General features: G+C 71.6%; 22 protein-coding genes. 9 read left to right on the plus strand and 13 right to left on the minus strand.

Features of this window, described 5'->3' with window-relative positions; translation table 11 throughout:
- Positions 1-135: 135 nt before the first annotated feature.
- The 12 genes from AB0I53_RS16245 to AB0I53_RS16300 all read right to left on the minus strand — a co-directional run bounded on the left by AB0I53_RS16245 (position 136) and on the right by AB0I53_RS16300 (position 14,904).
- Complete coding sequence (locus tag AB0I53_RS16245) at positions 136-2,493, minus strand: ADP-ribosylglycohydrolase family protein (protein ID WP_358602733.1); 2,358 nt, start codon at positions 2,491-2,493, stop codon at positions 136-138.
- A 6-nt stretch (positions 2,494-2,499) separates the two neighbouring features.
- On the minus strand, positions 2,500-7,341 hold the full coding sequence (locus tag AB0I53_RS16250) for a type VII secretion system-associated protein (protein ID WP_358602736.1): 4,842 nt from the start codon (positions 7,339-7,341) through the stop codon (positions 2,500-2,502).
- 229 nt (positions 7,342-7,570) lie between these two features.
- Positions 7,571-7,804, minus strand: coding sequence for a hypothetical protein (locus AB0I53_RS16255; protein ID WP_358602739.1), 234 nt, complete (start codon positions 7,802-7,804; stop codon positions 7,571-7,573).
- Between the two features lie 341 nt (positions 7,805-8,145).
- Positions 8,146-8,406 (minus strand): Txe/YoeB family addiction module toxin, encoded by a 261-nt coding sequence (locus tag AB0I53_RS16260; RefSeq protein ID WP_093271694.1) that lies wholly within the window; start codon positions 8,404-8,406, stop codon positions 8,146-8,148.
- The gene (locus tag AB0I53_RS16265; protein WP_245761466.1) at positions 8,403-8,645 is read right to left on the minus strand and encodes a type II toxin-antitoxin system prevent-host-death family antitoxin; all 243 of its coding nucleotides are present in this window, start codon (positions 8,643-8,645) and stop codon (positions 8,403-8,405) included. Before AB0I53_RS16265 ends, AB0I53_RS16260 begins: the two co-directional genes overlap by 4 nt.
- Before the next feature lie 86 nt (positions 8,646-8,731).
- Complete coding sequence (locus AB0I53_RS16270) at positions 8,732-9,490, minus strand: sirohydrochlorin chelatase (RefSeq protein ID WP_358602742.1); 759 nt, start codon at positions 9,488-9,490, stop codon at positions 8,732-8,734.
- A 7-nt stretch (positions 9,491-9,497) separates the two neighbouring features.
- Positions 9,498-10,841 carry a GTP-binding protein gene (locus AB0I53_RS16275; protein ID WP_358602745.1) on the minus strand — a complete coding sequence of 448 codons (1,344 nt, stop codon included), beginning with the start codon at positions 10,839-10,841 and terminating at the stop codon, positions 9,498-9,500.
- A gap of 311 nt (positions 10,842-11,152) precedes the next feature.
- Positions 11,153-12,088, minus strand: a complete 936-nt coding sequence (gene cysD, locus AB0I53_RS16280; RefSeq protein ID WP_358602748.1) for a sulfate adenylyltransferase subunit CysD — start codon at positions 12,086-12,088, stop codon at positions 11,153-11,155.
- A 17-nt stretch (positions 12,089-12,105) separates the two neighbouring features.
- Positions 12,106-12,834: a phosphoadenylyl-sulfate reductase gene (locus AB0I53_RS16285; RefSeq protein ID WP_358602751.1), complete on the minus strand. Its 729-nt coding sequence runs from the start codon at positions 12,832-12,834 to the stop codon at positions 12,106-12,108.
- Positions 12,831-12,998 carry a hypothetical protein gene (locus AB0I53_RS16290; protein WP_358602754.1) on the minus strand — a complete coding sequence of 56 codons (168 nt, stop codon included), beginning with the start codon at positions 12,996-12,998 and terminating at the stop codon, positions 12,831-12,833. Before AB0I53_RS16290 ends, AB0I53_RS16285 begins: the two co-directional genes overlap by 4 nt.
- Positions 12,995-14,692 (minus strand): nitrite/sulfite reductase, encoded by a 1,698-nt coding sequence (locus AB0I53_RS16295; protein ID WP_358602757.1) that lies wholly within the window; start codon positions 14,690-14,692, stop codon positions 12,995-12,997. The genes AB0I53_RS16290 and AB0I53_RS16295 overlap by 4 nt, the downstream gene beginning before the upstream one ends.
- 119 nt (positions 14,693-14,811) lie before the next feature.
- The gene (locus AB0I53_RS16300; protein ID WP_328592488.1) at positions 14,812-14,904 is read right to left on the minus strand and encodes a putative leader peptide; all 93 of its coding nucleotides are present in this window, start codon (positions 14,902-14,904) and stop codon (positions 14,812-14,814) included.
- Positions 14,905-14,970: 66 nt separating this feature from the next.
- On the opposite strand from AB0I53_RS16300, the gene hemW reads away from it, so the two are divergent.
- Entirely contained in the window at positions 14,971-16,200 is a 1,230-nt protein-coding gene (hemW, locus tag AB0I53_RS16305; protein ID WP_358602760.1) for a radical SAM family heme chaperone HemW, read from the plus strand.
- A gap of 118 nt (positions 16,201-16,318) precedes the next feature.
- Here hemW and AB0I53_RS16310 read toward each other — a convergent pair whose 3' ends face one another.
- The gene (locus tag AB0I53_RS16310; RefSeq protein WP_358602763.1) at positions 16,319-16,660 is read right to left on the minus strand and encodes a type II toxin-antitoxin system VapB family antitoxin; all 342 of its coding nucleotides are present in this window, start codon (positions 16,658-16,660) and stop codon (positions 16,319-16,321) included.
- Between the two features lie 276 nt (positions 16,661-16,936).
- On the opposite strand from AB0I53_RS16310, the gene hrcA reads away from it, so the two are divergent.
- The 8 genes from hrcA (at position 16,937) to AB0I53_RS16350 (ending at position 24,234) form a co-directional block, all read left to right on the plus strand.
- Positions 16,937-17,962 (plus strand): heat-inducible transcriptional repressor HrcA, encoded by a 1,026-nt coding sequence (gene hrcA / locus AB0I53_RS16315; protein WP_358602766.1) that lies wholly within the window; start codon positions 16,937-16,939, stop codon positions 17,960-17,962.
- A 60-nt stretch (positions 17,963-18,022) separates the two neighbouring features.
- Positions 18,023-19,198, plus strand: a complete 1,176-nt coding sequence (dnaJ, locus tag AB0I53_RS16320; protein WP_358602769.1) for a molecular chaperone DnaJ — start codon at positions 18,023-18,025, stop codon at positions 19,196-19,198.
- Between the two features lie 89 nt (positions 19,199-19,287).
- Positions 19,288-20,031, plus strand: a complete 744-nt coding sequence (locus AB0I53_RS16325) for a 16S rRNA (uracil(1498)-N(3))-methyltransferase (RefSeq protein WP_358602772.1) — start codon at positions 19,288-19,290, stop codon at positions 20,029-20,031.
- A 377-nt stretch (positions 20,032-20,408) separates the two neighbouring features.
- Positions 20,409-20,774 carry a histidine triad nucleotide-binding protein gene (locus AB0I53_RS16330; RefSeq protein ID WP_358602775.1) on the plus strand — a complete coding sequence of 122 codons (366 nt, stop codon included), beginning with the start codon at positions 20,409-20,411 and terminating at the stop codon, positions 20,772-20,774.
- Positions 20,775-20,896: 122 nt separating this feature from the next.
- The gene (locus AB0I53_RS16335; RefSeq protein WP_358602778.1) at positions 20,897-21,976 is read left to right on the plus strand and encodes a PhoH family protein; all 1,080 of its coding nucleotides are present in this window, start codon (positions 20,897-20,899) and stop codon (positions 21,974-21,976) included.
- Complete coding sequence (ybeY, locus tag AB0I53_RS16340; protein WP_358602781.1) at positions 21,973-22,539, plus strand: rRNA maturation RNase YbeY; 567 nt, start codon at positions 21,973-21,975, stop codon at positions 22,537-22,539. Before AB0I53_RS16335 ends, ybeY begins: the two co-directional genes overlap by 4 nt.
- A 17-nt stretch (positions 22,540-22,556) precedes the next feature.
- Positions 22,557-23,879 carry a hemolysin family protein gene (locus AB0I53_RS16345; protein ID WP_358602895.1) on the plus strand — a complete coding sequence of 441 codons (1,323 nt, stop codon included), beginning with the start codon at positions 22,557-22,559 and terminating at the stop codon, positions 23,877-23,879.
- Positions 23,872-24,234: a cytidine deaminase gene (locus tag AB0I53_RS16350; RefSeq protein ID WP_358602784.1), complete on the plus strand. Its 363-nt coding sequence runs from the start codon at positions 23,872-23,874 to the stop codon at positions 24,232-24,234. Before AB0I53_RS16345 ends, AB0I53_RS16350 begins: the two co-directional genes overlap by 8 nt.
- Positions 24,235-24,327 lie beyond the last annotated feature (93 nt).

The raw sequence follows: 24,327 nt of genomic DNA on the forward strand, positions 1-24,327 counted from the left end.
TCACGGGTCCTGACCAGCAGAGATGTGACCGTGCGTGGCCACGGTCCCGGGGGCAGGTCGGCCACCACGCGGCTTCGCCGCTCGTGAGTGGTCGTTCCGGTAAGAACCGGAACTTTCACTCACGAGCCTTGGGCGTCACGTCAGCGGGTAGCGGTCTGCCCACTCGGGTGGGCGGGGGCCGAACTCCAGGACCGCGTCGTGGGCGAGGCGCTCGATCACGTCGTAGAGCTCCAGCTCCACCGTCCAGCGCTCCGGGATCCGCTCCGCGCCGGACGCCGCGCCGATCAGGCTGCCGCAGACCGCTCCCGTCGTCGCGCTGTTCCCCGAGTGGTTCACCGCCACCGGCAGCGCCGCGTCGAAGTCCCCGTCGCAGGCCAGCGCCGCGTACAGCCCGATGCCCAGCGCTTCGGCCGCAGTCGATCCGCTGCCCAGGGCGCGCTCGAGATCGCCTGGCGGCACGCGACCGCTGCGGGCCAGCCGCACCGCTGCGGAGATGCGGCGGCTGACTTCCTCGTGCCCGGTGTGCGGGGTGAGCTCTTCCAGCGCCGCATCGACCGCCGCGGTCAGCGGCTCGCCGTTCATCAGCCGCGACACCAGGAACGCCAGCGCGCCCGCGCTCAGCCAGGCCGCCGGGTGTCCATGGGTGAGCGCCGCGGTTCTCATGCCGACGTGGAAGACCTCCGCCGGGTCGTTGCTCCACAGCGCGGCCGGCACCGCCCGCATGATCGCGCTGCTGCCCTGCGAGTCGCTGACCGGGTGGTCCGGCGAGCCCATCCGCTGCTGGCCCTTGGCGAACGCGATGAGCGTGCGCATCATGGTGCGGCCCGGGTTGCGCGTCTGGAACAACGCCCGCTGGCGCACCAGCCAGCCGTCCGGCTCCGGGGTGCCGCCCAGGAACTCGCCGGCCGCGCGCGGCCAGCTCAGGTGCTGGGTGTGCAGCCAGCGCTGGTAGGCGTGCTGGATGTGCCGGGCCGGGTCGTCGGTGCCGGTGGTGCGGCGCGCGACGTTGGCTCGGATCGTGCCCTCCAGCGAGAACAGCAGCAGCTGGGTGTCGCTGCCGAGCCGTCCCGAGGGGTGCCCGGCCGGGATGTAGTCGGTGAGGCCGTCCGCGCCGTGCCGGGCCCGGATCTCGTCCCAGCCGTCCGCGGCGATGGGCATGCCGAGCGCCTCGCCGACCGCGCAGCCGAGCACCGCGCCGAGGAACCGGTCGCGGGACGCGGCCAGCCGGGGCACCGCGGTCAGCCCGGTTCGGTAGTCCGTCGTGGACGATGCTTGGGGCTCGGCGGATTCGGTGGTCGGATAGCGGTGCTGCCACCGGTCGGATTCGTCCGGGTACGGGCCGAATTCCGTTGCTGCGTCCGCGGAAATCCGCTCGACCAGCTCGGTGATCGGCAGCTTCTCCCGCCATTGCGACGGAATCGCCGTCGGGCCGTGCAGCGCGCCGAGCAGCTGCCCGCACAGCGCGGCCGCGTCGCCGCCGTGCAGGCTCGCCGATTCGATGGCGCCGGCGAAGTCGTCCTCGCAGGCCGTGGCGACCCGGGCCGCGATCGCCAGCGCGTCCAGGCCGCTGCGGCCAGCGGACATCGCGTCGAGGTGGGTCCGCCCGGGGCGGAATCCGGCGGGGCTGAGCCGGCCGAGCCGCATGGCCCGGGTCAGCGTCGTGCGTCCCGCCTGCCAGCCGGAAAGCCCTTGTCCCAGCGAGGTTTGCAGCGAGTTCCCGCGCAGCAGCCACAGCATCGTCACGCCGAGCACGCTGGCGGGGCTGTGGCCGCTGGGATGGCCGTGGGTGAGCGCGGCGAGGTCACCGCCGAGCGCGAACACCGTGCCGGGATCGCCCGACCACAGCGCTGCCAGCGCACCGAGCGGCACGGCGGATGCCGTGTCCGAGGCGTTGATCGGCTGTTGCCGGGAACCGGCGGCGTGCCCGGCGGCGACCCGGGCGAGCGCGGTGAGCATCGTCGGGTCGTCGCTGTCGGTGCCGCGCAGCGCGGGCTCGGCCACCAGCCAGCCGTTGGGCCGGGCGGTGTCGGCTCCGCAGTCGCGCCACGGCACGCCCCGGGTGTGCAGCCAGCGCTGGAGCCCGTCGAGGGCGAAGCCGACCGGGTCGCCGTCGCCCGTCGACCGCGCGTTGGTGTGCGCGCGGATCAGGCCCTCCAGGACGAAGAGCACGGCGGTGGTGCGCTCACCGACCCGCCCGAGCGCGACGAACTCGCCGACCGCGCCGCCGAGCAGCATGCCGAGCAACCGGCCCGGCGCTTCGGGCAGCGCGCCGTTGCGGTCGGCCAGGCCGGTGGCGGGTGCCGGCGGGGTTTCCGCGGCGAGCCGGTGTTGCAGAGCCGTCGCCCACAGCGGCCTGGTGGCGGGATGCCGCCGCCACTGCCGCCAGGTGTCCAGCAGCCGCTGCTCCACCGGGTCGCGGCGGCTGGTCGCGCGCGCCTCGCGCCAGGCCGCCAGCAGCGCTCGTTCCGTCTCGTCGAGCCCTATTTCGTCCACTGTGGATTATCCGAGGTAGCGCCCGGCCCAGTCGGGCGCCGGCGCGTCGGTGAAGATCTCCGTCCGGGCGCGGTGCTCGTCGGCGACCAACTGGGCGAGGACCTCCCGCAGTTCCAGCTCGCCGACCCAGTCCGCGGGGATCTCCTCGGCACCGCGGGCAGCGCCGATCAGGCTGCCGCAGATGGCTGCGGTGGCCGCGGTGTTCCCGGCGTGGGTGGCGGCCAGCGACACCGCGTCGGGGAAGGAGTTCGGGTGCGACAGCGCCGCCGCGACGCCGATGGCCAGGGCCTCCGGCGCGTTCCAGCCCAGGCCCAGTTCGTCGAAGCTGGTGGGCGAGGCCGGCCCGCTGCCGGCGATCTGGATCGCCGAGCGCAATCCCTGCGCGGTGTTCTCGGCGCCTTCCACCTGGTCGAGCTCGGCCAGCACCACGTGCACGGCGTCGACGAGTGTCTGGCCGCTGTTCAGCGCGCGCACCAGGCCGGCCAGCGCGCCCGCGGGCAGGTAGCCGTCCGGGTGGCCGTGGGTGATCACGGCGATCTCCGCGCCGAGCGAGATCGCGTGCGGCACGTCGGCGGCGTCGAAGCCCACCGCCGCCCCGCGCACCGTGGCGGCCGCGGTGCGGGCGGCGTTCGGCGGGCTGGCCGGAGTGGGGACGTCGCGCCGGTCGGCGAAGCGGGCTAACGCCGTCAGCGTCGCCTCGTCCGGGAACCGTTGCGCGCGAAGGGCTTCGGTCTCGGCGAGCACTCCGCCGAGCGACTCGTTCGACACCTGCGCGCCCTGGGTGTGCATCCAATGCAGCAGGGCCAGGCGCACCATCGACGGCCGATGCGCGGCGATGCCGCGCAGGGCCGAGCGGATGTGCGAGCTGATCAGCGCGTCCAGCACGAACGTGGTCTGCTGCGTGTACACCGTGGCCGAGCCGCGACGGCCGAAGAGCTCGGCGAGCTCACGGACGCCTTCAGGGTTCTCGCGCAGGATCTTGCGCAGGTCGGTGAACATCCACGGCGCACCTAGGGCGTCGCCGACGGCGGAGCCCAGCACGCAGCCTTCGAGCCGCTCGCTCCGGCTGAGCTCCACCTGGGTTTCGGCGGCGAGCTCGGCCTCGGCTTCCGGCTCGGCCGCGGCCTCGCCGATCAGCTGGGCGGCGCGTTCCGCGCCGAAGGCCTCGACGAGCAGCTTCTGCAGGCCCTGCGTGAGGTCGGCGGAATTCCCTTCGCCGTTGTCGCGGAACTTGCGCCACACGCTGAGCAGCTGCAGCTCCTCGTCCGACAGGCCCTCGTCGGCCTCGTCGACGGCATCGGCCGGCGCCTCCGCGACGGCGATTTCGTCAACCGGGGCTTCGACGACAGCAGCTTCGACGACCGGAGCATCGACCGCCGGGACATCGGCAGCGGCAACTTCGGCGATGGGAGCTCCGGCCGCAGAGGCCTCGACGGCCGGAGCTTCCGGGACTTCCTGGACCGGTTCCTCGACGACGACCTCCTCAACAACCGGCTCGGGTTCCGGCTCCGGCGTTTCCGCTGCGTGCGAGGGCTCTTCGACCGCTTCGACGACGGGCTGCGCGACCGGCGCTTCGACGACGGGCTGCGCGACCGGCGCTTCGACGACGGGCTGCGCGACCGGCGCCTCGGCGACGGGCTGCGCGACGACCGCCTCGATGACCGGCGGCTCGACGGCGGCGGGCTCGGCTTCGCCGATCGGGTAGCGTTCCAGCCATTCCGCGCCCGTCGGCGGGGTCGGGCCGAACTCCTGGATCGCGTCGCCGGCCATCGCCTCGATGACCTCGCGCAGCTCCAGCTTGTCGCGCCAAGTCTGCGGGATCGCGTCCGCGGTGTGCGCCGCGCCCATGATGTTCCCGCAGATCGCCGCGGTGGAGTCGCTGTCGCCGGAGTGGTTGGCGGCGAGGATCACCGCGTCCGCGAACGACTCCGGATGCGTCAGCGCCGCGCACACCGCGATCGCCAGGGCCTGCTCGCCGAACCAGCCCTCGCCGAGGAACTCGTGGATCTGCTCCGGTGTCGGGGTGCCCGCGGTGGCCAGCTCGATGGCCCGGCGCAGCGCGGCGCTGGTCTCCTCGTGACCGTCCCACGTGGACAGTTCGGTGAGCGCGCGGTCCACCGCCTCGGGCAGCGACCGGCCCGCCAGCAGCTGCTGGACGATCACCGCGAGCGCCCCGGCCGGCAGGTAGCCGCTGGGGTGGCCGTGGGTCAGCACCGCGGTCATCGCGCCGACCTGGAACACCTCGGCCGCGTCGGCGGACCACAACCCGGCCGGGGCAGCCCGCATCACGCCGCCGCAGCCCTTCGAGTCGTTGAGGCGGTTGGTGAACGAGCCCTGCTTGTTGCCGTTGGCGTAGCCGTGCAACGCCTGTATGCAGGTGGTGCCGGGCGCGCGGCGGACGAACAGGCCCTTCTGCTTGATCAGCCAGCCGTCCGGCGGGTTCGCGGCCAGCGGCCCGCCGGCTTCCCGCCAGTCGAAGCCCTGGGTGTGCAGCCAGCGCTGGTAGGCGTGCTGCACCTGCGTGGTGGGCTCGTTCTCGCCGAAGAGCCGGCGGCGGATGCTCGCCCGGATGAGGCCTTCCAGGGTGAACAGCGTCATCTGGGTCTCGTCGCTGATCGAGCCGCCGGGCCGGTGGGCGTCGACGAAGTCGGTCAGCCCCGCCACGCCGTACTTGCGGCGGATGTCCTGCAGCGAGTCGTCCTCGATCGGGTAGCCGAGCGCGTCCCCGGCGGCGCCGCCGAGCAGGAAGCCCAGGATGCGGTTCGGGCGGAGCTCGGCCGGGTCGGCGACGGGTTCGGCCTCCGGTTCGGCCGGTTCCTCGACGATCTCGGGCGCCGCGGCGGCTTCCGCCTCTGGCTGGTCGGCGGTTTCCGCCGATTCCTCGACGTCCTCGGGCTCGACGTCCTCTTCGGGAACCTCCGGCTCGGCTTCCGCCGGAACCTCGGGAACCTCCGGTTCGGCGGCGGCTTCCGCCTCCGGTTCGGCCTCGGGCTCGGCCGGCTCCGAACCCGCCAGCGGGAGGGTGGAGGTGAAGACGAGGTCGGAGATGTCCTTCGCGGCCGGGTAGCGCGAGGTCCACGCGTCGCCGCTCGGCGGTGCCGCGCTGAACTCCAGGAGCGCGTCCTTCGCCAGCGTCTCGACGATCTCGCGCTGCTTGAGGTCGCGCAGCCACACCCCGGGCAGGGCCGACGTGCCGTAGCGGGCGCCGACGATGTTCCCGCAGATCGCCGCGGTGGAGTCGCTGTCGCCGGAGTGGTTGACGGCCACCATCAGCGCGGCGGCGATGGTGTCGGTGCTCAACGCCGCGCACACCGCGATGGCCAGCGCCTCGTGCCCGGCCCAGCCGCCGCCCAGCGTGTCCTTGAGCTCCTCCGGGCTCGGCTTGCCCTGCTTGGCGAGCTCCTCGGCGGCCTGCAACGCGCGATCGGTGTCTTCGTGTCCCCGGTACTGCACGAGCAGTTCGCGGGCCTGCCGCACCGCTTCTTCCAGCGTCTCCTCGCGCAACAAGCGGTGCACCACGACGGCCAGCACGCCGGCGGGCAGGTAGCCGTTGGGCTGCGAGTAGGTCAGGGCCGCGGTCGCGGCGGCGAGCACGAAGACCTGCTTGGGATCGTCCGACCACAGCGCGATCGGGGCGGCCCGGACGACGCCGCCGCAGTCCTGCGAATCGTTGATCGGCCGCTCGAAGGTGCCGGGCGCGCCGACCGAGGCGAACTCCCGCAGCGCGGTGATGCAGCTGCTGTTCGGCGAGCGCACGACGAACAGGTCCCGCTGGTCGATCAGCCAGCCGTTGGGCTTGGGGTGGCTCATCGTGAACGGCCCGGCCGCGCGCATCCACGCGTAGCCCTGGGTGTGCAGCCAGCGCTGGTAGGCCAGCTGGATCGCCGACAGCGGGCTGTCCGCACCGGCCGCGCGCGTCGCGATGTGCCCGCGGATCAGGCCTTCCAGGGTGAACAGCGTCATCTGGGTGTCGTCGGTGAACTCGCCCGGCTGTTCACCGGCGCGGTCGTATTCGGTGACGCCCATCGCGCCGAACCGGCTGCGGATCTGGTCCACCGGGTAGAACTCCACCGGCGCACCGAGCGCGTCGCCGATCGCCCCGGCCAGCATCGAGCCGACGAACCGGCGGCCGAACTCGGTTTCGGCCGGATCGCCCGCCGGCTTCGGGGCTTGCTCGACAGGCGGCGCGGGCAGCTGCGGCGCGGCGCTCGGCGGCGTCACGACCGGCGTCCCGGTCGCGGGGGAGTGCACCGGCACGCCCGCTGCCTTCGGCGGCACGGCGGCCGCGGCCTTGGCCAGGTCCTCGGCGGGCAGCCGGGCCTTGACCGGGCTGGTCGGATTCACCTGCACGTCGATGCCGGTGAGGGTGTGCGTCGCCAGCTGCCGGCCGGTCATCCGCTGCCAGGTCGTCCAGTTGGGCGGCAGGAACCCTTCCGAGGTGAACACCTGCAGCTGCCGGCGGCCCGACTCGTGCTCCATCGTGAACAGGCCGTTGCCCTGCGGCTGCGCGAACAGGATCAGCTCGGCGTCCAGCATCGCGGTCAGCAGCGCGTGCCCTTGGGCGTAGCCGGTGGTGGTGAGCTGCAGGGCGCGCTCGACGTCGTTGGTCGGCGCGGGCAGCCGCAGCGCGACCGGCGACGGCCGGTAGTTCGGGTTCGGCGAGAAGTCGTCGGTGATCTCGCCCTGCTCATCGACCCGGTAGCCGCCGATGAAGCCCCACGGCGGCACCTCGGCGTTCGGATCGGTGAAGATCGGGTCGACCACGTACAGCCAGGTGTTCGGCTGCTTCATGGCCTGTTCTCGCATGGTCGGCGTGATGACCGGTCGATTCGGCTGCTGCGTGTTCATCTCGCGCTGTTGTCCCCGACTCCTCGTCCAGCCTTGCATTGATCGCCCCCACCCACCGGCGGTCACTCGATAGCGCGGGCCTGGCGGGTACGACGGACACAGGGAGCGGCCGGTTCCCCGTCCAGACGCTGGCAAGCAACTCTCTCATGACCACATGGGGTGAAGCTTAGTGTTCGGAAGAACAACTCAGAGTCAGGTGTTGATTTTCGCTCCCGCCGCTGGTCGCGGCTCACGCGGTGGTGTCGGCGAGCGCGGCTGCCATCAGGCATTGCAGGCACGGCATGCCCGCCGGGCCGTCGAGTGCCTCGGCCTCGCCGGGGAGGATGCCGAAACCGCAGTAGGCGTACAGCATCGCCGGCAGCGGGCCGTCGGCAGGCAGCGGGAAGAAGTGGCAGGACTTGTCCTGCTCGCTGCGGGCGAACTCGGCGCGGACCCGCGCCATGAAGTGCGGTTGCGAATTCATCCGGCGCACCGCCAAGTCGGGTCCGGCAGCGACCTGGGCTGTCGGGGGTGTCCGGGCCGCTGCCGGTTTTCGTGTACCCAGCTGGATGACACGGCCACATCATGCCCCGCAGGTTGCCCCGACCAACCCAGTTGTCGACTTTTGCTCAGCCGCGGGCAACCGGCGCGGCCCGGGGCCGGTGCCAAGGGCGGTCATGTGGTTCCGCGCGAACCTCGAAACCGCTCGCGGAGAACTTCCTCGGTTTGTTCAGCGAGGTCTGGTTCTGCGGTGAAGGAACCCGCATATCCACTCAAATCGCGCACCGGCTCATCCGTGAGCTCGGTGGGATCGTCGGCCATCCGTCACTTCCCGTAGTGATATCGGCATGCCGCGATTCGTATCTCGTCACCCGCGACCTTGTAAACCAGTCGGTGTTCGTCGGAGATGCGGCGTGACCAGTAGCCCTGGAATCCGTGCTTCAAGGGCTCTGGTTTGCCGATGCCCTCGTTCCCGTTGCGGCAGATGTCTTTGATCAGCGCGTTGATCCGCTTGAGGATCTTGCGGTCCTCGGTTTGCCACCAGACGTAGTCGTCCCATGCGAGCTCGTCCCAGACGAGTTTCATTCGGCGAGCTCGTGCTGTTCGCCGCCGCCGGCTTCCAGGCGCTCGATCGCGAGGATCAGGCGGCGCGCGTTCTCGGGGCTGCGGAGCAGGTAGGCGGTTTCCTTCAGGGACTGGTAGTCGTCCAACGACACCATCACGACCGGCTCGTGGCCGGCGCGGGTGATCACGACTTCCTCGCGGTCGTTGACCACGGAGTCGAGTGTCTCGGCGTACTTGGCACGAGACTCGGAGTAGCTCATCGTCTTCACCGGTCACCTCCTTGTACAGAATACTGTACGTTTCGCGGGTGAGGTGGGCAAGCCCGGTACTTGACTGAACGCTGGCGTCACAGGGCTGCGGGGAGTTGCAGGGGAGCGGCGCTGAGGGTTTCGGCGTAGCGGTGGAGGATCAGGCCGGCCACGCCCGCGTCGTCGGCCATCGGGGCCGCGATCAGCGGGTCGGTCGCGTGCTCGTGGGCCAGGCCGGTGATCCGGTCCGGGAGCAGGCCCGGGGCCAGGAACCAGGAGGCGACCGCGAAGCGGCGCGCACCGCGGGCACGCAGGGCCTCGATCGCCACCGGCACGTCCGGTTCGGCCGCCGCCGCGAAGGCCGGGACGACGCCCGCCCAGGCGGTCTTCGCCTGCCAGCGCTCGGCGACGTCCGCCACGAGCCGGTTCGCCGGGGCGTGCGACGAGCCCGCGCCCGCCAGGACCACGCCCAGCTCCGGATCGCCCGGATCGGCGCCCTCGTCCACCAGCCGGCGCCACGCCGCCTCGTCCAGCCTCGGGTCCGGGCCCAGCACGTCGGAAACGTGCACCCGGAACCGCGGATAGCGCCGTTCCACGTCGGCCACCGCCGCGGGCACGTCGACGCGGGCGTGGAACGCCCGGCCGAGCAGCAGCGGGACGACGACCGCGGCGGAATGCCCGTCGCCGTGCACCGCGCTGAGCACGTCGCCGACGCGCGGTGCCGAGAGGTCCAGGAATGCCACGCGCACGTCGAGATCCGGGCGCGTCGCGCGCACCACGTCCAGCAGGGCGTGGATCGTCGCGGCCGAGCGCGGATCCCGGCTGCCGTGCGCGACAGCCACCAGCGGAGCGGTCATCTCCGGCTCATTCCGGCGCGTCGGCCAGCGGCGCCAGCGGCACGCCGATCAGCCCGGCGGCCAGCGTGGTGCCGTCGGCCTGGTCGATCACCAGGAACGAACCGGTGCGCCGGCTCGCGGCGTAGTCGTCGACCGGCAGCGGCTCCGCGGTGCGCAACTGCACCCGGCCGATCTCGTTGAGCTGCAACGAATCCGGCCCGTCGACGCTCGACAGCTGCTGCTCGTCGAAGCGGGCGGACAGCTCGGTGACGATGGCCTGCACGGTGCGGGTGCCGTGCTTGACCAGCACCTTGGCGCCCGGGGTCAGCGGCTTCTCGGCCAGCCAGCAGACCGTGGCGTCGAGTTCGTCGGTCACCCGCGGCGGCGCCTCCGCGGCGGCGATCAGGTCGCCGCGCGAGATGTCCACGTCGTCGGCCAGCAGCAGCGTGACGGAGTGCCCGGCGGCGGCGCGCGGCTTCGCGCCGTTCGGGGTGTCCACCTTGGACACCCGGGTGCGCAGTCCGGCGGGCAGCACGACCACCTCGTCGCCTTCGGCGACGACACCGGCGGCGACCTGGCCCGCGTAGCCCCGGTAGTCCGGGTGCTCGGCGGTGCGCGGCCGGATCACGTACTGCACCGGCATCCGGAACGGCGCGTCGTGCGGGTCCGGCGCCACCGGCACGCTTTCCAGGTGTTCCAGCAGCGACGGCCCGCGGTACCAGGGAGTGTTCGCGGAACGCTCGACCACGTTGTCGCCGAGCAGCGCGGACACCGGGATGGTCACCACGGCGTCGTCCAGGTAGCCCAGGGCCCGGGCGTGCTCGGCGAACTCGGCGGCGATGCGGGTGAACACCGCCTCGTCGAAGTCGACCATGTCGATCTTGTTGACCGCCAGCACCAGCTGCGGCACGCCCAGCAGCGCCAGCACCGCGGCATGCCGCCGGGTCTGCTCGATGACGCCCTTCCGCGCGTCCACCAGCAGCACCGCCAGCTGCGCGGTCGAGGCGCCGGTGACGGTGTTGCGGGTGTACTGCACGTGCCCCGGGGTGTCGGCGAGCACGAAAGTGCGCTTCGGCGTGGCGAAGTAGCGGTAGGCCACGTCGATCGTGATGCCCTGCTCGCGCTCCGCGCGCAGGCCGTCCACCAGCAGCGACAGGTCCGGGGTGGCCAGGCCGCGGTCGGCGCTGGCCCGGTGCACCGCGTCGAGCTGATCGGCCAGCACCGACTTGGTGTCGTGCAGCAGCCGCCCGACCAGGGTGCTCTTGCCGTCGTCGACGGAGCCGGCGGTGGCCAACCGCAACAGATCGCTGTGCACCGGCAGGGTCACCTCGGTGCCGCTGTCCGGCGCGGTGCGGGTGGTCGTCTCGGTCATTGAAGAACCCATTCCTGCTTCATAGAGTGCTCGGCTCGGGAAGCTGAGTCGTGAGCGCAGGCCCAGCTAGTTGGTCTGCTCACGACGTCGGACTGCTTTTGACTTCGGTTTGATCTTTTTCTTTGAAGCGGCGAAGCCGCTTAGCCCACCTAAGCCGCTTGCACCGCCGCGGGTTCTCAGACGTCTTTCTCGCGAGGACAGCCCCGACGTGGTGAATTGGCTATTCATGATGTCGGGGATCCCACAGCGAGAAGGCGTCTGAGGGGCCGCCACCCGCACCGCCACGCAGGAAGAGTCCGTGGACGTTTTTCTCAGAAGTAGCCTTCGCGCTTGCGGTCTTCCATTGCCGCCTCGGACATGCGGTCGTCGGCGCGGGTCGCTCCTCGCTCGGTGAGGCGGCTGGCGGCGACCTCCGCGATCACGTCGTCCACCGTGTACGCCTCGGATTCCACCGCGCCGGTGCAGGAACCGTCGCCGACGGTGCGGTAGCGCACCATTTTGGAAGCCGGGACCTCGCCCTCGCGCGGGCCGCCCCACGGTCCCGAGGTCAGCCACATGCCGTCGCGCAGGAACACCTCGCGGCGGTGCGCGTAGTAGATCTCCGGCAGCTCGATCTTCTCCCGCTGGATGTAGCGCCAGATGTCCAGCTCGGTCCAGTTCGACAACGGGAACACCCGGACGTGCTCGCCCGGCCGGTGCTTGCCGTTGTACAGGTTCCACAGCTCGGGGCGCTGGCGGCGCGGGTCCCACTGCCCGAAGGCGTTGCGCAGGCTGAAGATGCGCTCCTTGGCGCGGGCCCGCTCCTCGTCGCGCCGGCCGCCGCCGAAGACCGCGTCGAACCGGTTCTCGCCGATGCCGTCCAGCAGCGGCGTGGTCTGCAGCGGGTTGCGGGTGCCGTCGGGCCGCTCCTGCAGCCGGCCGTCGTCGATGTAGTCCTGCACCGACGCCACCACCAGCCGCAGGTCGTGCCGCTCCACCAGCTCGTCGCGGAACGCCAGCACCTCCGGGAAGTTGTGCCCGGTGTCGACGTGCAGCAGCGAGAACGGCACCGGAGCCGGCCAGAACGCCTTCAGCGCCAGGTGCACCAGCACCGTGGAGTCCTTGCCGCCGGAGAACAGGATCACCGGCCGGTCGAACTCCCCGGCCACCTCGCGGAAGATGTGGATCGCCTCGGACTCCAGCGCGTCCAGGTTGTCCACCTGCGGCGGCGCTTCGGCCGGATCGCTCGGCAACTCGACTGTCGTCATGTCTCCTCCGGAGTTCCTCAGCCGTGCAGTCCGCACTCGGTCTTGGCGTTGCCCGCCCAGCGCCCGCTGCGCGGATCGGCGCCGGGTGCGGGCTTGGCGGTGCAGGGCTGGCACCCGATCGACGGGTAGCCGGCCGCCACCAGTGGGTTGACCAGCACGCCGTGCTCGTCGATGTAGTGCTGCATGTCGTCGTCGGACCACGCCGCCAGCGGATTGATCTTGACCAGGCCGTTGCGCTCGTCCCAGGTCACGATCGGCGTGTTCGCGCGCGTCGGGGCCTCCACCCGGCGCACGCCGGTCACCCACGCCTCGTAGCGGGCCAGGGTGTTGCGCAGCGGCACCACCTTGCGCAGGAAGCAGCAGCGGTTCGGATCCCGCTCGAACAACCGCAGGCCCTCGCTGGCGTCCTGCTCGGCGACGGTCTGGTCGGCGATCGCGTTGACGATGCTGACGTCGTGGACCTGCGCCACGGCGTCGCGGGTGCCGATGGTCTCGGCGAAGTGGTAGCCGGTCTCCAGGAACAGGACGTCCACGCCCGGCTTGGCCTTGGCCGCCAGGTCGACCAGCACCGCGTCCTGCATGTTCGACGCGACGATCAGGCCGTCGCCGAAGGTGTCGGCGGCCCAGCGCAGCGCTTCCTCGGCGCCGGCCTCGGCCAGCCGCGGCGCGGCCTCCTCGGCCAGTGCGCGGAGCTCCTCGTCGCTGCGCCGCGCGCCGATGTTCGTGGTGGTGGTGTCGGCAGTCATTGGTCTCCGTTTCCTCCAGCCGGGTCGCCGAGGGACAAGCCCACGAGCCGAACGGTGAACACCCGCAGGCACGACCCGCACTGCCACGCCCCGGCGGGCTCGGCCTCGGGCGTGAGGTCCTCGTCCCCGCAGTACGGGCAGTAGAACGGTGCCGCCCGGCTCACTTGAGGTCGTCTTCCTCGGCCCGCGCCACCCACTGCGCGAAGCGCTCGCCGGTGCCGCGCTGCGCCAGGTAGTTGCGGACTAGGCGCTCCACGTAGTCGCCGAGCTCCGCGGAGGTGACCTTGTGGCCGCGGATCTTGCGGCCGAACCCGGCGTCCTGGCCGAGGCCGCCGCCGAGGTGCACCTGGAAGCCCTCGACCTGGTTGCCGTTGCCGTCCGGCACCATCTGGCCCTTCAGACCGATGTCGGCGACCTGGGTGCGGGCGCAGGCGTTCGGGCAGCCGTTGAGGTTGATCGTCACCGGGTCGGTGACGTCGGCCTGGATGTCGGCCAGCCGCTCCTCCAGCTCGTCGACCAGCGCGATCGCCCGCTCCTTGGTCTCGACGATGGCCAGCTTGCAGAACTCGATGCCGGTGCAGGCCAGCACGTTCCGCCGCCACGGCGACGGGTCGGCCTTCAGACCCAGCCCGCCCAGGTCCGCGACCAGACCGTCCACTTCGGACTTCGGTACGTCGAGGACGAGCAGGTTCTGCTCGACGGTGGTGCGGACGCGTCGTGAACCGATCCGCTCGGCGGCCTTGGCGACCTCCACCAGCGTGGAGCCGCTGACCCGGCCCGCCGCGGACTTCGCGCCGACGTAGAAGTTGCCGTCCACCTGCGGGTGCACGCCGACGTGGTCGCGGTGACCGGTCGGCGTCTCCGGCGCGGGGCCGTCGACCAGCTTGCGGCCCAGGTACTCGTCCTCCAGCACCTGGCGGAACTTCTCCGGGCCCCAGTCGGCGAGCAGGAACTTCAACCGGGCGCGGTGCCGCAGCCGCCGGTAGCCGTAGTCGCGGAAGATCTCCACCACGGCCTGCCACACCTCGGCGACCTCGCCCAGCGGGACCCAGGCGCCCAGCCGCACCGCCAGCTTCGGGTTCGTGGACAGGCCGCCGCCGACCCACAGGTCGAAGCCGGGCCCGTGCTCCGGGTGCACGACGCCGACCAGCGAGATGTCGTTGATCTCCGGCACGGTGTCCCAGCGCGGCGAACCGCTGATCGCGCTCTTGAACTTGCGCGGCAGGTTCGACAGCGACTTGTCGCCGATGAACCGCTCGGCGATCTCCGCGATCGCCGGCGTGGCGTCGATGATCTCGTCCGCGGCGATGCCGGCCACCGGCGAGCCCAGCACGACGCGGGGGCAGTCGCCGCAGGCCTCGGTGGTGGACAGCCCGACGCCCTCCAGCTTCTGCCAGATCGTCGGCATGTCCTCCACCCGCACCCAGTGCAGCTGGATGTTCTGCCGGTCGGTGATGTCGGCGGTGTCGCGCGCGTAGGTCTGCGAGATCTCACCGATGGTGCGCAGCTGCTCGGTGGTCAGCGCGCCGCCGTCGATGCGGACCCGCAGCATGAAGTAGCGGTCGTCGAGCTCCTCGGGCTCGATCGTGCCGGTGCGCGCGCCGGGGATGCCAGGTGCGCGCTGGGTGTACAGCCCCCACCAGCGGAAACGACCCCGCAGATCGGCCGGGTCGATCGAGTCGAACCCGCCGTGGGCGTAGATCGTCTCGATGCGCTGCCGGACGTTCAGCGGGTTGTCGTCCTTCTTCGAGCGCTCGTTGGCGTTGAGCGGCTCGCGGTAACCGAGCGCCCACTGGCCTTCGCCGCGCGTCTTGCGCTTGCGGGCGGGGCGAGCAGGGGCTTCCGTCGGGGGGACCATGTCCGACCTCCGGGATTCGGGCGCGGCAGCGCCGCGTGGAAATCCCGTCGTCGGTGACGGTTCTCACTGTTCGGCGCTCCCGGCGCCGACTGGACAAAGCAGAACGCGGCAGCGGGAATTCAACCCATGGCGCGGCACAGCGCGCTGGACACACGCCGCAGGTCCACGTAGCGGCGGGTGACCAGCAGGAGCCTCGGCAAGGTCGCACCCATGGGTGGCAGCGTGCCACGCGCTCACCGGGCGGTCCATCCCCATCCGCATGGTGAGACAGTGGTGGAGTGCCTGCTCAACTGCCTGTCGGCGAACCCGCCCCGGCGGACGGAACGCTCCCGCCCGAAGCCCTGACCGGGCTGGGCTCGCGGCCGTTCGGGGTGTACGTGCACGTGCCGTTCTGCGCCACCCGCTGCGGCTACTGCGACTTCAACACCTACACCGCCGACGAGCTGGGCTCAGCAGCGAGTTTCGGCAGCTGGCTGGACGGTTTGCGCGCGGAGCTGGAGCTGGGCGCGAGGGTACTCGCGGCGGGCGGGCGGCCGGTGCCCGCGGTGGAGACGGTGTTCGTCGGCGGCGGCACGCCGTCGCTGCTCGGCGCGCAGCGGCTGGGCGAGGTGCTGACCGCGATCCGCGAGTCGTTCGGGCTCGGCGATGAGGCGGAAGTCACCACCGAGTCCAACCCGGAATCGACCTCGCCGGAATTCTTCGCCGGAATCCGCGAGGCCGGCTACAACCGGGTGTCGCTGGGCATGCAGTCCGCCGCCGAGCACGTGCTGCGGGTGCTGGAGCGGCGGCACACGCCGGGCCGCGCGGTCGCGGCGGTCGGCGAGGCGCGCGCGGCCGGCTTCGAGCACGTCAACCTGGACCTCATCTACGGCACGCCGGGGGAGACCGACGACGACCTGCGGGCCTCGCTGGAGACGGTGCTGTCCACCGGGGTCGACCACGTCTCGGCGTATGCGCTGATCGTGGAGGACGGCACCGCGATGGCCCGGAAGGTCCGCCGCGGCGAGCTGCCGATGCCCGACGACGACGTGCTCGCCGACCGCTACGAACTGATCGACGGCGTCCTCGGTGAAGCGGGCCTGGGCTGGTACGAGGTGTCGAACTGGGCCCGCGACGACGTGGCGCGCTGCCGCCACAACCTCGGCTACTGGCAGGGCGGCGACTGGTGGGGCGCCGGGCCGGGCGCGCACAGCCACGTCGGCGGCGTCCGCTGGTGGAACGTCAAGCACCCGGCCCGCTACGCGGCGGTGCTGGCGGATGGAAACTCGCCGGCGGCGGGGCGGGAGCGCCTCGACGCCGAAGATCAGCGCATCGAGCGGATCATGCTGGAACTCCGCCTGGCCACGGGCCTTCCGGTGGAGGCGCTGGACGAACAGGGCCGTGTCGCGGCGAAGCAAGCGGCGGCCGACGGCCTCCTGGAACGCGAAGCGCTGACGGCGGGCCGCTGCGTCCTGACGGACCGAGGCCGCCTCCTCGCCGACGGTGTGGTCCAGCGCCTGATCACGTGATCAGGCGTGCCGAGAACGGCTCTCGTCGGCACGCAATTGGGGTCGCCCGATTTTGCCTAAAATTGGGAATTTTCCGCTGCGGCAACCATTTTCGGTCCTGTTGGTGTCCCGATTCTGCCTAGAATCGGGAGGGCTCCGGGCCTGCCGGTCGGGTGGGTCGATGTAGCGCGTCGAGGTCGAGGACTCGGACGTGCAGGACCGTGCGCTGGTGGAGGGCCGCTCGGAGCGCCCGGTGCAGGCCGTCCTCCAGGAAGAGCTCGCCGCGCCAGCGGACCACGTGCGGGAACAGGTCGCCGAAGAACGTCGAATCCGGGCTCAGCAGCCGGTCCAGGTGCAGCACCTTCGTCGTGGTGACCAGATCTTCCATCCGCACCGGGCGCGGCGGCACGTTCGCCCAGTCCCGCAGCGACAGCCCGTGGACGGGGTACGGCTGCCCCTCCCGGACGTCCTTGAAGATCACGGCACCTCCTGGCGAACGGCCGAACCCGGCGCCCACCGCGGTTGGTCCACCGGCGGGTACCACCGCCGCGGCGGATGTGCTCCGCTCGATCGGCGGATCGAACCGGCGCCCGTCGTCGTGGCCGCAGGCTACCGCCGCGCGCCCGCGGCTCTCGGCTCCGGTGCACGAACACCGTAAACTCGATGGTGGTACCCGGGCGGCGCCCGGGCACCGGGTATGGGCGCTGAGCATTTGCGCTGCGGTCTTGGGCAGCTGCGGGGGTGCGGAGGAGGTGGCGTGGTGAACTCGGATGAACGTCGGTTCGACGTGCTGCGGGCGATCGTGGCCGACTACGTGTCGACCAAGGAACCGGTCGGTTCGAAGGCGCTCGTCGACCGCCACAACCTCGGTGTGTCCAGCGCCACGGTCCGCAACGACATGGCCGCGCTGGAGGAGGACGGTTTCATCGTCCAGCCGCACACCAGCGCGGGCCGGGTGCCCACCGACAAGGGCTACCGGCTGTTCGTGGACCGGCTGCACGAGGTCAAGCCGCTGACGGAGGCCGAGCGCCGGGCCATCCACAAGTTCCTCGAAGGCGCGCTGGACCTCGACGACGTGATGCGCCGCAGCGTGCGGCTGCTGGCGCAGCTCACCCAGCAGGTCGCCGTTGTGCAATACCCCACGCTGACCCGGTCGACCGTCCGGCACGTCGAGGTCGTCACCATCACCCCGGCCCGGCTGATGCTGGTGCTGATCACCAACACCGGCCGCGTCGACCAGCGGATGGTCGACCTCGGCGACGTGATCACCGACGACGACGTGGCCCGGCTGCGCAACGTGCTCAACGCGGCGATGGCTGAGAAGCGGCTCGCCGACGCCTCGGCCGCGGTGGCCGAGCTGCCGGACCAGGCGCCGTCGGAGCTGCGCGACGCGCTGATCCGGGTGTGCAGCGTGCTCATCGAATCGCTGGTGGAGCATCCCGAGGAGCGGATGCTGCTCGGCGGCACGCCCAACCTGACCCGCAACGTCGCCGACTTCCCCAACTCGTTGCGCCAGGTCCTGGAGGCGCTCGAAGAGCAGGTCGTGGTGCTGAAACTGCTCGCCGCGGCCCGCGACTCGGGCACCGTGCGGGTCAGCATCGGGATGGAGAACGAGGCCAAGGAGATGCAGACGACCTCGGTGATTTCGACCGGATACGGTTCGGATGGCATGGTGCTGGGAGGCCTGGGAGTCGTCGGACCGACGCGGATGGATTACCCGGGCACCATGGCGGCCGTGCGGGCCGTCGCCGCGTACGTGGGTGAGATCCTGGTCGGTCGGTGACGGTTCACCGACGCCTGACCGGCGGAAACCCGTTGATCGAGCAGAGGAAGTACGGAGAAGGTGGCCAGGGACTACTACGCGACCCTCGGGGTGGCCAGGGACGCGACACCCGAGCAGATCAAGCGGGCGTACCGCAAGCTCGCGCGGGAACTGCACCCGGACGTCAACCCCGATGAGGCCGCGCAGGAGCGGTTCCGGGAGGTGACGACCGCCTACGAGGTGCTTTCCGATCCGAAGAAGCGGCAGGTGGTCGACCTCGGCGGGGATCCGCTGGGCAACGGCGGCGGCGCCGGCGGCGGCGGCATGGGCGATCCGTTCGCCGGGTTCGGCGGGCTGGGCGACATCATGGACGCCTTCTTCGGCGGCGGTGCCGGTGGCGGCGGCCGCGGCCCGCGCAGCAGGGTCCAGCCGGGCTCGGACGCGCTGCTGCGGCTGGAGCTGACGCTGGAGGAGTGCGCCAGCGGCGTGAACCGGGACATCACCGTCGACACGGCGGTGCTCTGCGACTCCTGCGACGGCGGCGGCTCACGAGCCGGCAGCGCCCCGTCGACCTGCGACACCTGCGGTGGTCGCGGCGAGGTGCAGTCCGTGCAGCGGTCGTTCCTGGGACAGGTCATGACGTCCCGGCCGTGCCCGGTGTGCCGCGGTTTCGGCGAGGTCATCACCGACCCGTGCCAGCAGTGCGGCGGCGACGGCCGGGTCCGCGCGCGGCGCACCATCACCGTCAAGATCCCGGCCGGGGTCGGCGACGGGATGCGGGTGCGGCTGGCCGGCGAGGGCGAGGTCGGGCCCGGCGGCGGACCGGCCGGTGACCTGTTCGTCGAGGTCGAGGAGCTGCCGCACGAGCGGTTCACCCGCGACGGCGCGGACCTGCACTGCACCGTCGAGCTGCCGATGACGGCCGCCGCGCTGGGCACCGTGCTCATCTTGGAGACGCTCGACGGCGGCCGGGAGGAGGTCACGATCGAGCCCGGCACCCAGCCCGGCACCGAGCACGTGCTCGCCGGTCGGGGCCTGCCCAAGCTGCGGTCCAACGGCAAGGTCAGCGGGCACGGCGACCTGCACGTGCACCTCGACGTCGTGGTGCCGACCCGGCTCGACGACGCGCAGTCCGAGCTGCTGCGCCAGCTCGCCGCGCTGCGCGGCGAGGAGCAGCCGGAACCGACGGTGACCGCCAACGGCAACGGCAACCGGCACGGGCTGTTCTCCCGCTTCCGCTCCTTCGGCCACCGCTGACGCATGGTTTCGAACACGGTTCGCGCGGGCGGCCACCCGGCGGGAGCCGAGCGGCCGCTTCGCCGCGAAGACGAGAGCTGAGGCCGGAAGTGTCGGAATCCTCGCTGCCGGTGTTCTCCGTCGACCGGCTGCCCGCCGTCGGCGTGACCACGCTCGACGGCCCGGAGGGCAAGCACGCGGCCACCGTGCGCCGCCTGCACGCCGGTGAGCAGCTGCTGCTCTCGGACGGGCGGGGCGGCATGGCGCGCTGCGAAGTGGTGGCCGCGGCGAAGGACTCGCTGCAGCTCGCGGTGTCCGAGACCTGGCAGGTTCCGCAGCCCGGGCTGCGGGTCCGGCTGGCGCAGGCGCTGGTCAAGGGCGACCGAGGCGAACTCGCGGTTGAGCTGGCCACCGAGGCGGGCGTGGACGCGGTGGTGCCGTGGCGCGCCGCCAGGTGCGTCGCGAAGTGGGACGACGGCCCGCGCGGCGCGAAGGCGCTGGCGCGGTGGCGCAGCACGGCCGCGCAGGCGGCGAAGCAGGCGCGGCGGTCGTGGACGCCGCCGGTCGACGAACCGGTGAGCACCAAGCAGCTCGCGGAGCTGGTGCGCGGGGCCGATGCGGCGCTGGTGCTGCACGAGTCGGCGACCACGCCGCTGGCGTCCGTCGAGCTGCCCGAGGCCGGTGAACTCGTCCTGATCGTCGGCCCGGAAGGCGGCGTGACCGGCGACGAGCTCGCGGCGTTGACCGAAGCCGGCGCGCACGTCGTCCGCCTGGGCCCGACGGTGTTGCGAGCCTCCACAGCCGCGGCGGTAGCCCTCGGCGCCCTCGGCGTCCGAACCGACCGCTGGGCTTGATCGCGAGGGGCGCAATTTCGCGAGAAATCGACACTCAATCGAGTGAAGGTCAATTTCTCGCGAATTGGCATCCCGCTCAAGCGGCGGTCACGTACCGCTAAGAAGATCAAAAACTTTGGGCTATCCGTAGCGCGAACGGTTGACTCAGCGATACGCTTCGTGTGCGAAAGATCGCGGCGAGGTTTCGTCGCGACCGGTGCCGCACGGGGCATCGGACCCCAGCACTCGTCGGACACCTCCCCCCTCGGTCCGGCGAGAGCTGCGCCGCAAACGGGACAACCCCCAGACCCGGTTGCGGCGCAGCGTGCCGGGGATGTGACCGGAACCGGGTCCGCGATGATCGAACCGCGCCGGGCTGCTCGGCTAACCTTCCGGGCATGAGCGACATGGACTCCCTTTTCCTGCGGATCATCGCGCGTGAGATCCCGGCCGACGTGGTGCGCGAGAACGACCGGGTCATCGCGATCCGCGACATCAATCCGCAGGCGGCCACGCACGTGCTCGTCGTGCCGAAGAAGCGCTACCGCAACGCCGCCGAGCTCGCCGCGGCCGACCCGGAGCTGCTGGCCGAGCTGATCACCGTCGCCCGCGACATCGCCGAGCAGGAGGGCGTCGCGGAATCCGGCTACCGGCTGCTGTTCAACACCAACGCCGACGCCGGGCAGACGATCTTCCACGTGCACCTGCACCTGCTCGGCGGCGAACCGCTCGGCGGGCTCACCGGCGGGCCGCTCCGGGGCTGATCGCGGCGGCGGCGAGGTGGCGGTGACGGCGGCAATCTGATTGCCGGGTGGACTACCATCGACGCCAGGGAGAACTGACCGAACGACCCGCGCGGACGCGCAGAAAGCAGGCCCGAAAACACGTGGCCGGTATTGCAGCGGGTGGAGCCGCCGCCCAGTCCGGAGAGCACCCCCAGACCGCAGCGCAAGAGGCAACAGCGCAGTCGAAGGTGACCGTTCCCGACAACGTCGTGCTGACGCTGGTCGGATCCAGGGACGAGAACCTGCGGGTCGTGGAGGATCTGCTCACCGCCGATGTCCATGTCCGGGGCAACGAGGTGACGCTGTCCGGGGATCCCGCGGAGGTCGCGTTCGCCGAACGGGTGTTCGCCGAGCTGATCGCGCTGATCGCCAAGGGCAGCCCGCTCACGCCGGACACCGTCCGCCGCAGCGTCGCGATGCTCTCGGCCGACCACAGCGAGTCGCCCGCCGACGTGCTCAGCCTGGACATCGTGTCCCGGCGCGGCCGGACGATCCGCCCCAAGACGCTCAACCAGAAGCGCTACGTCGACGCCATCGACCACCACACGGTGGTGTTCGGCATCGGCCCCGCCGGTACCGGCAAGACCTACCTGGCGATGGCCAAGGCCGTGCAGGCGCTGCAGGCGAAGCAGGTCAACCGGATCATCCTCACCCGTCCCGCCGTCGAGGCCGGCGAGCGGCTCGGGTTCCTGCCGGGCACCCTCTACGAGAAGATCGATCCGTACCTGCGGCCGCTGTACGACGCGCTGCACGACATGATCGACCCGGAGTCGGTGCCGCGGCTGACGCAGGCCGGCACCATCGAGATCGCGCCGCTGGCCTACATGCGCGGCCGCACCCTCAACGACGCGTTCATCATCCTGGACGAGGCGCAGAACACCACGCCCGAGCAGATGAAGATGTTTCTGACCCGGCTGGGCTTCGGCTCCAAGATCGTGGTCACCGGGGACGTCACGCAGATCGACCTGCCCGGCGGCCAGCGCAGCGGGCTGAAGATCGTGCAGAACATCCTGGGTGACGTCGACGACGTGCACTTCGCGCTGCTGGACAGCCACGACGTGGTGCGGCACCGGCTGGTCACCGACATCGTCAACGCGTACGACCGCTGGCACGCCCTGGAAGACGCCGACCACCACGACCGTTCGGGCCGGCGCAACGGGCAACGACGAGGACGAGCATGAGCATCGAGATCGCCAACGAATCCGGCGTCGCAGTGCCCGAGGCGACCATCGTCTCGGTCGCCCGGTTCGCCCTCGACAAGATGAGCGTCAGCCAGCTCGCCGAGCTGTCCATCGTGCTGGTGGAGCTCGAAGTGATGGCCGACCTGCACGAGCGGTGGATGGACCTGCCCGGCCCCACCGACGTGATGTCGTTCCCGATGGACGAGTACGACTCGGCCCGCCGCCCGGACTCCGCGGGTTCCGGCCCGGCGCTGCTGGGCGACATCGTGCTCTGCCCGGCGTTCGCCAAGGACCAGGCCCGCAAGGCCGGGCACAGCCTGCTGGACGAGCTGCACCTGCTCACCGTGCACGGGGTGCTGCACCTGCTCGGCTACGACCACGCCGAGCCGGAGGAGGAGCGGGAGATGTTCAGCCTGCAGAACCGCATCCTCGCCGAGTACCGCGAGGCCCGCGACGAGGCCGAGCGGGCTGCAGCGCAGCGCAGCGCGGACGCCCGGGTGCTGGGTGCCGTCGGGCTGGACGAGCCGGAGTCGCCGCAGGGCGGCCCGGCCGCCACCAACTAGGGGAGCCGGCGGTGGATTTGACCGGTTCCACTGCGTTTTTGATCATCGCGGTGCTGCTGGTGCTGGCGGCCGGGATCTTCGCGGCCTCCGAATCCGCCATCACCGCGGCCTCCCGGGCCCGCGTCGACGAACTGGTCCGCGAGGGCCGCGGCGGCGCCAAGCAGCTCGCGCAGCTGCTCGCCGACCGGCCCCGGCACGTCAACCTGCTGCTGTTGCTGCGGCTGGCGTGCGAGATGGGCGCGACGGTGCTGGTCACCGTGGTGGCCCTGCGGCTGGCCGACTCCGAGGCCTGGGCGGTGGTGATCGCCGGGCTGATCATGCTGGTGGCGTCCTACGTGCTGGTCGGCGTCGGCCCGCGCACCCTCGGCCGGCAGCACCCCTACGGCATCGGGCTCAAGGTGGCCGCGCCGGTGCGGGTGCTGGCCAGGTTGCTCAACCCGCTGACCAGGCTGCTGATCCTGATCGGCAACATGATCACGCCCGGCAAGGGCTTCCGCGAGGGCCCGTTCTCCACCGAGGTGGAGCTGCGCGAGCTGGTCGACCTCGCCGGCGAGCGCGGCGTGGTGGCCGCGGGCGAGCGGGAGATGATCCACTCGGTCTTCGAGCTCGGCGACACCCTCGCCCGCGAGGTGATGGTGCCGCGCACCGAGATCATCTGGATCGAGCAGACCAAGTCCGCCCGGCAGGCGATGGCGCTGTGCCTGCGCTCCGGCTTCTCCCGCGTCCCGGTGATCGGCGAGAGCATCGACGACATCGTCGGCGTGGTGACCCTCAAGGACCTGACCCGCGGCGTGCTGGACGGCCGCGACCAGGCCGGGCCGGCGGTTGCGGAGCTGATGCGCCCGGCCAGCTTCGTGCCGGACACCAAGCGGCTCGACGAGCTGCTCGGCGAGATGCAGATCTCCCGCAGCCACCTGGCCATCGCGGTCGACGAGTACGGCGGCACCGCGGGGCTGCTGACCATCGAGGACATCATCGAGGAGATCGTCGGCGAGATCACCGACGAGTCGGACCTGGAGGAGCACCGCCCGATCGAATGGCTCGACGACGGGACCGTCCGGGTCAGCTCGCGGCTGCCGGTCGAGGACCTCGGCGAGCTGTTCGGCGTCGAGCTCGACGACTCCGACGTGGAGACGGTCGGCGGGCTGCTGGCGCAACGGCTCGGCCGGGTGCCGCTGCCCGGCGCGGAGACTGAGATCGCCGGCCTGCGGCTGCGTGCCGAGGGCGGCAAGGACCACCGCGGGCGGATTCGCATCAACGCGCTGCTCGTCCGTCCGGTGAACGCAGATCAAGCACCGCTGCGCGGTGCCGACCAGGAGGGAAGCAACGCCCGTGGCTGAGCACGTCGAAGCAGCGGCCCCGCAGGAGATCGACCCGGAGGACGCCAAGATCGTCACGCTCGCGCGGTCGTCCCGGGCCCGCACCGGAGCGGCCGAGGGCGCGGCGGTGCGCGACACCGACGGCCGCACCTACGCGGCGTGCACCGTCGCCCTCCCATCCCTGCGGCTGACCGCGCTGCAGGCGGCGGTGGCGGCAGCCGTCGCCAGCGGCGCCGAGGGCCTCGAAGCGGCCGCGGTCGTCACCGACGCGGACGCCGTCGACGGCGCCTCGGTGGCCGCGGTTCGCGACCTCACCGCCGCGGCACCGATCCTCCGCGCCGACGCCCGCGGCGACGTGGCAGGCATCCTCTCCTAACCCGTTCGGGTGGGTTGTTCGAGGTGAGGGGCACCTTTCGCCGCACGGTTCGGCGGTAGGTGCCCCTCCTTCGTCGCCGGATCGGGTTGATGC

Source organism: Saccharopolyspora sp. NPDC050389 (assembly GCF_040655595.1).
GTDB lineage: Bacteria > Actinomycetota > Actinomycetes > Mycobacteriales > Pseudonocardiaceae > Saccharopolyspora.

Bases quoted from the DNA above. Each gene is read 5' to 3' on its own strand.
- AB0I53_RS16295 (WP_358602757.1), bottom strand. From the start codon at position 14,692: ATGGTCCCCCCGACGGAAGCCCCTGCTCGCCCCGCCCGCAAGCGCAAG.
- AB0I53_RS16300 (WP_328592488.1), bottom strand. From the start codon at position 14,904: ATGGGTGCGACCTTGCCGAGGCTCCTGCTGGTCACCCGCCGCTACGTG.
- AB0I53_RS16330 (WP_358602775.1), top strand. From the start codon at position 20,409: ATGAGCGACATGGACTCCCTTTTCCTGCGGATCATCGCGCGTGAGATC.
- AB0I53_RS16265 (WP_245761466.1), bottom strand. From the start codon at position 8,645: ATGAGCTACTCCGAGTCTCGTGCCAAGTACGCCGAGACACTCGACTCC.
- ybeY (WP_358602781.1), top strand. From the start codon at position 21,973: ATGAGCATCGAGATCGCCAACGAATCCGGCGTCGCAGTGCCCGAGGCG.
- AB0I53_RS16255 (WP_358602739.1), bottom strand. From the start codon at position 7,804: ATGAATTCGCAACCGCACTTCATGGCGCGGGTCCGCGCCGAGTTCGCC.
- AB0I53_RS16285 (WP_358602751.1), bottom strand. From the start codon at position 12,834: ATGACTGCCGACACCACCACCACGAACATCGGCGCGCGGCGCAGCGAC.
- AB0I53_RS16250 (WP_358602736.1), bottom strand. From the start codon at position 7,341: ATGAACACGCAGCAGCCGAATCGACCGGTCATCACGCCGACCATGCGA.
- AB0I53_RS16260 (WP_093271694.1), bottom strand. From the start codon at position 8,406: ATGAAACTCGTCTGGGACGAGCTCGCATGGGACGACTACGTCTGGTGG.
- AB0I53_RS16270 (WP_358602742.1), bottom strand. From the start codon at position 9,490: ATGACCGCTCCGCTGGTGGCTGTCGCGCACGGCAGCCGGGATCCGCGC.
- cysD (WP_358602748.1), bottom strand. From the start codon at position 12,088: ATGACGACAGTCGAGTTGCCGAGCGATCCGGCCGAAGCGCCGCCGCAG.
- AB0I53_RS16275 (WP_358602745.1), bottom strand. From the start codon at position 10,841: ATGACCGAGACGACCACCCGCACCGCGCCGGACAGCGGCACCGAGGTG.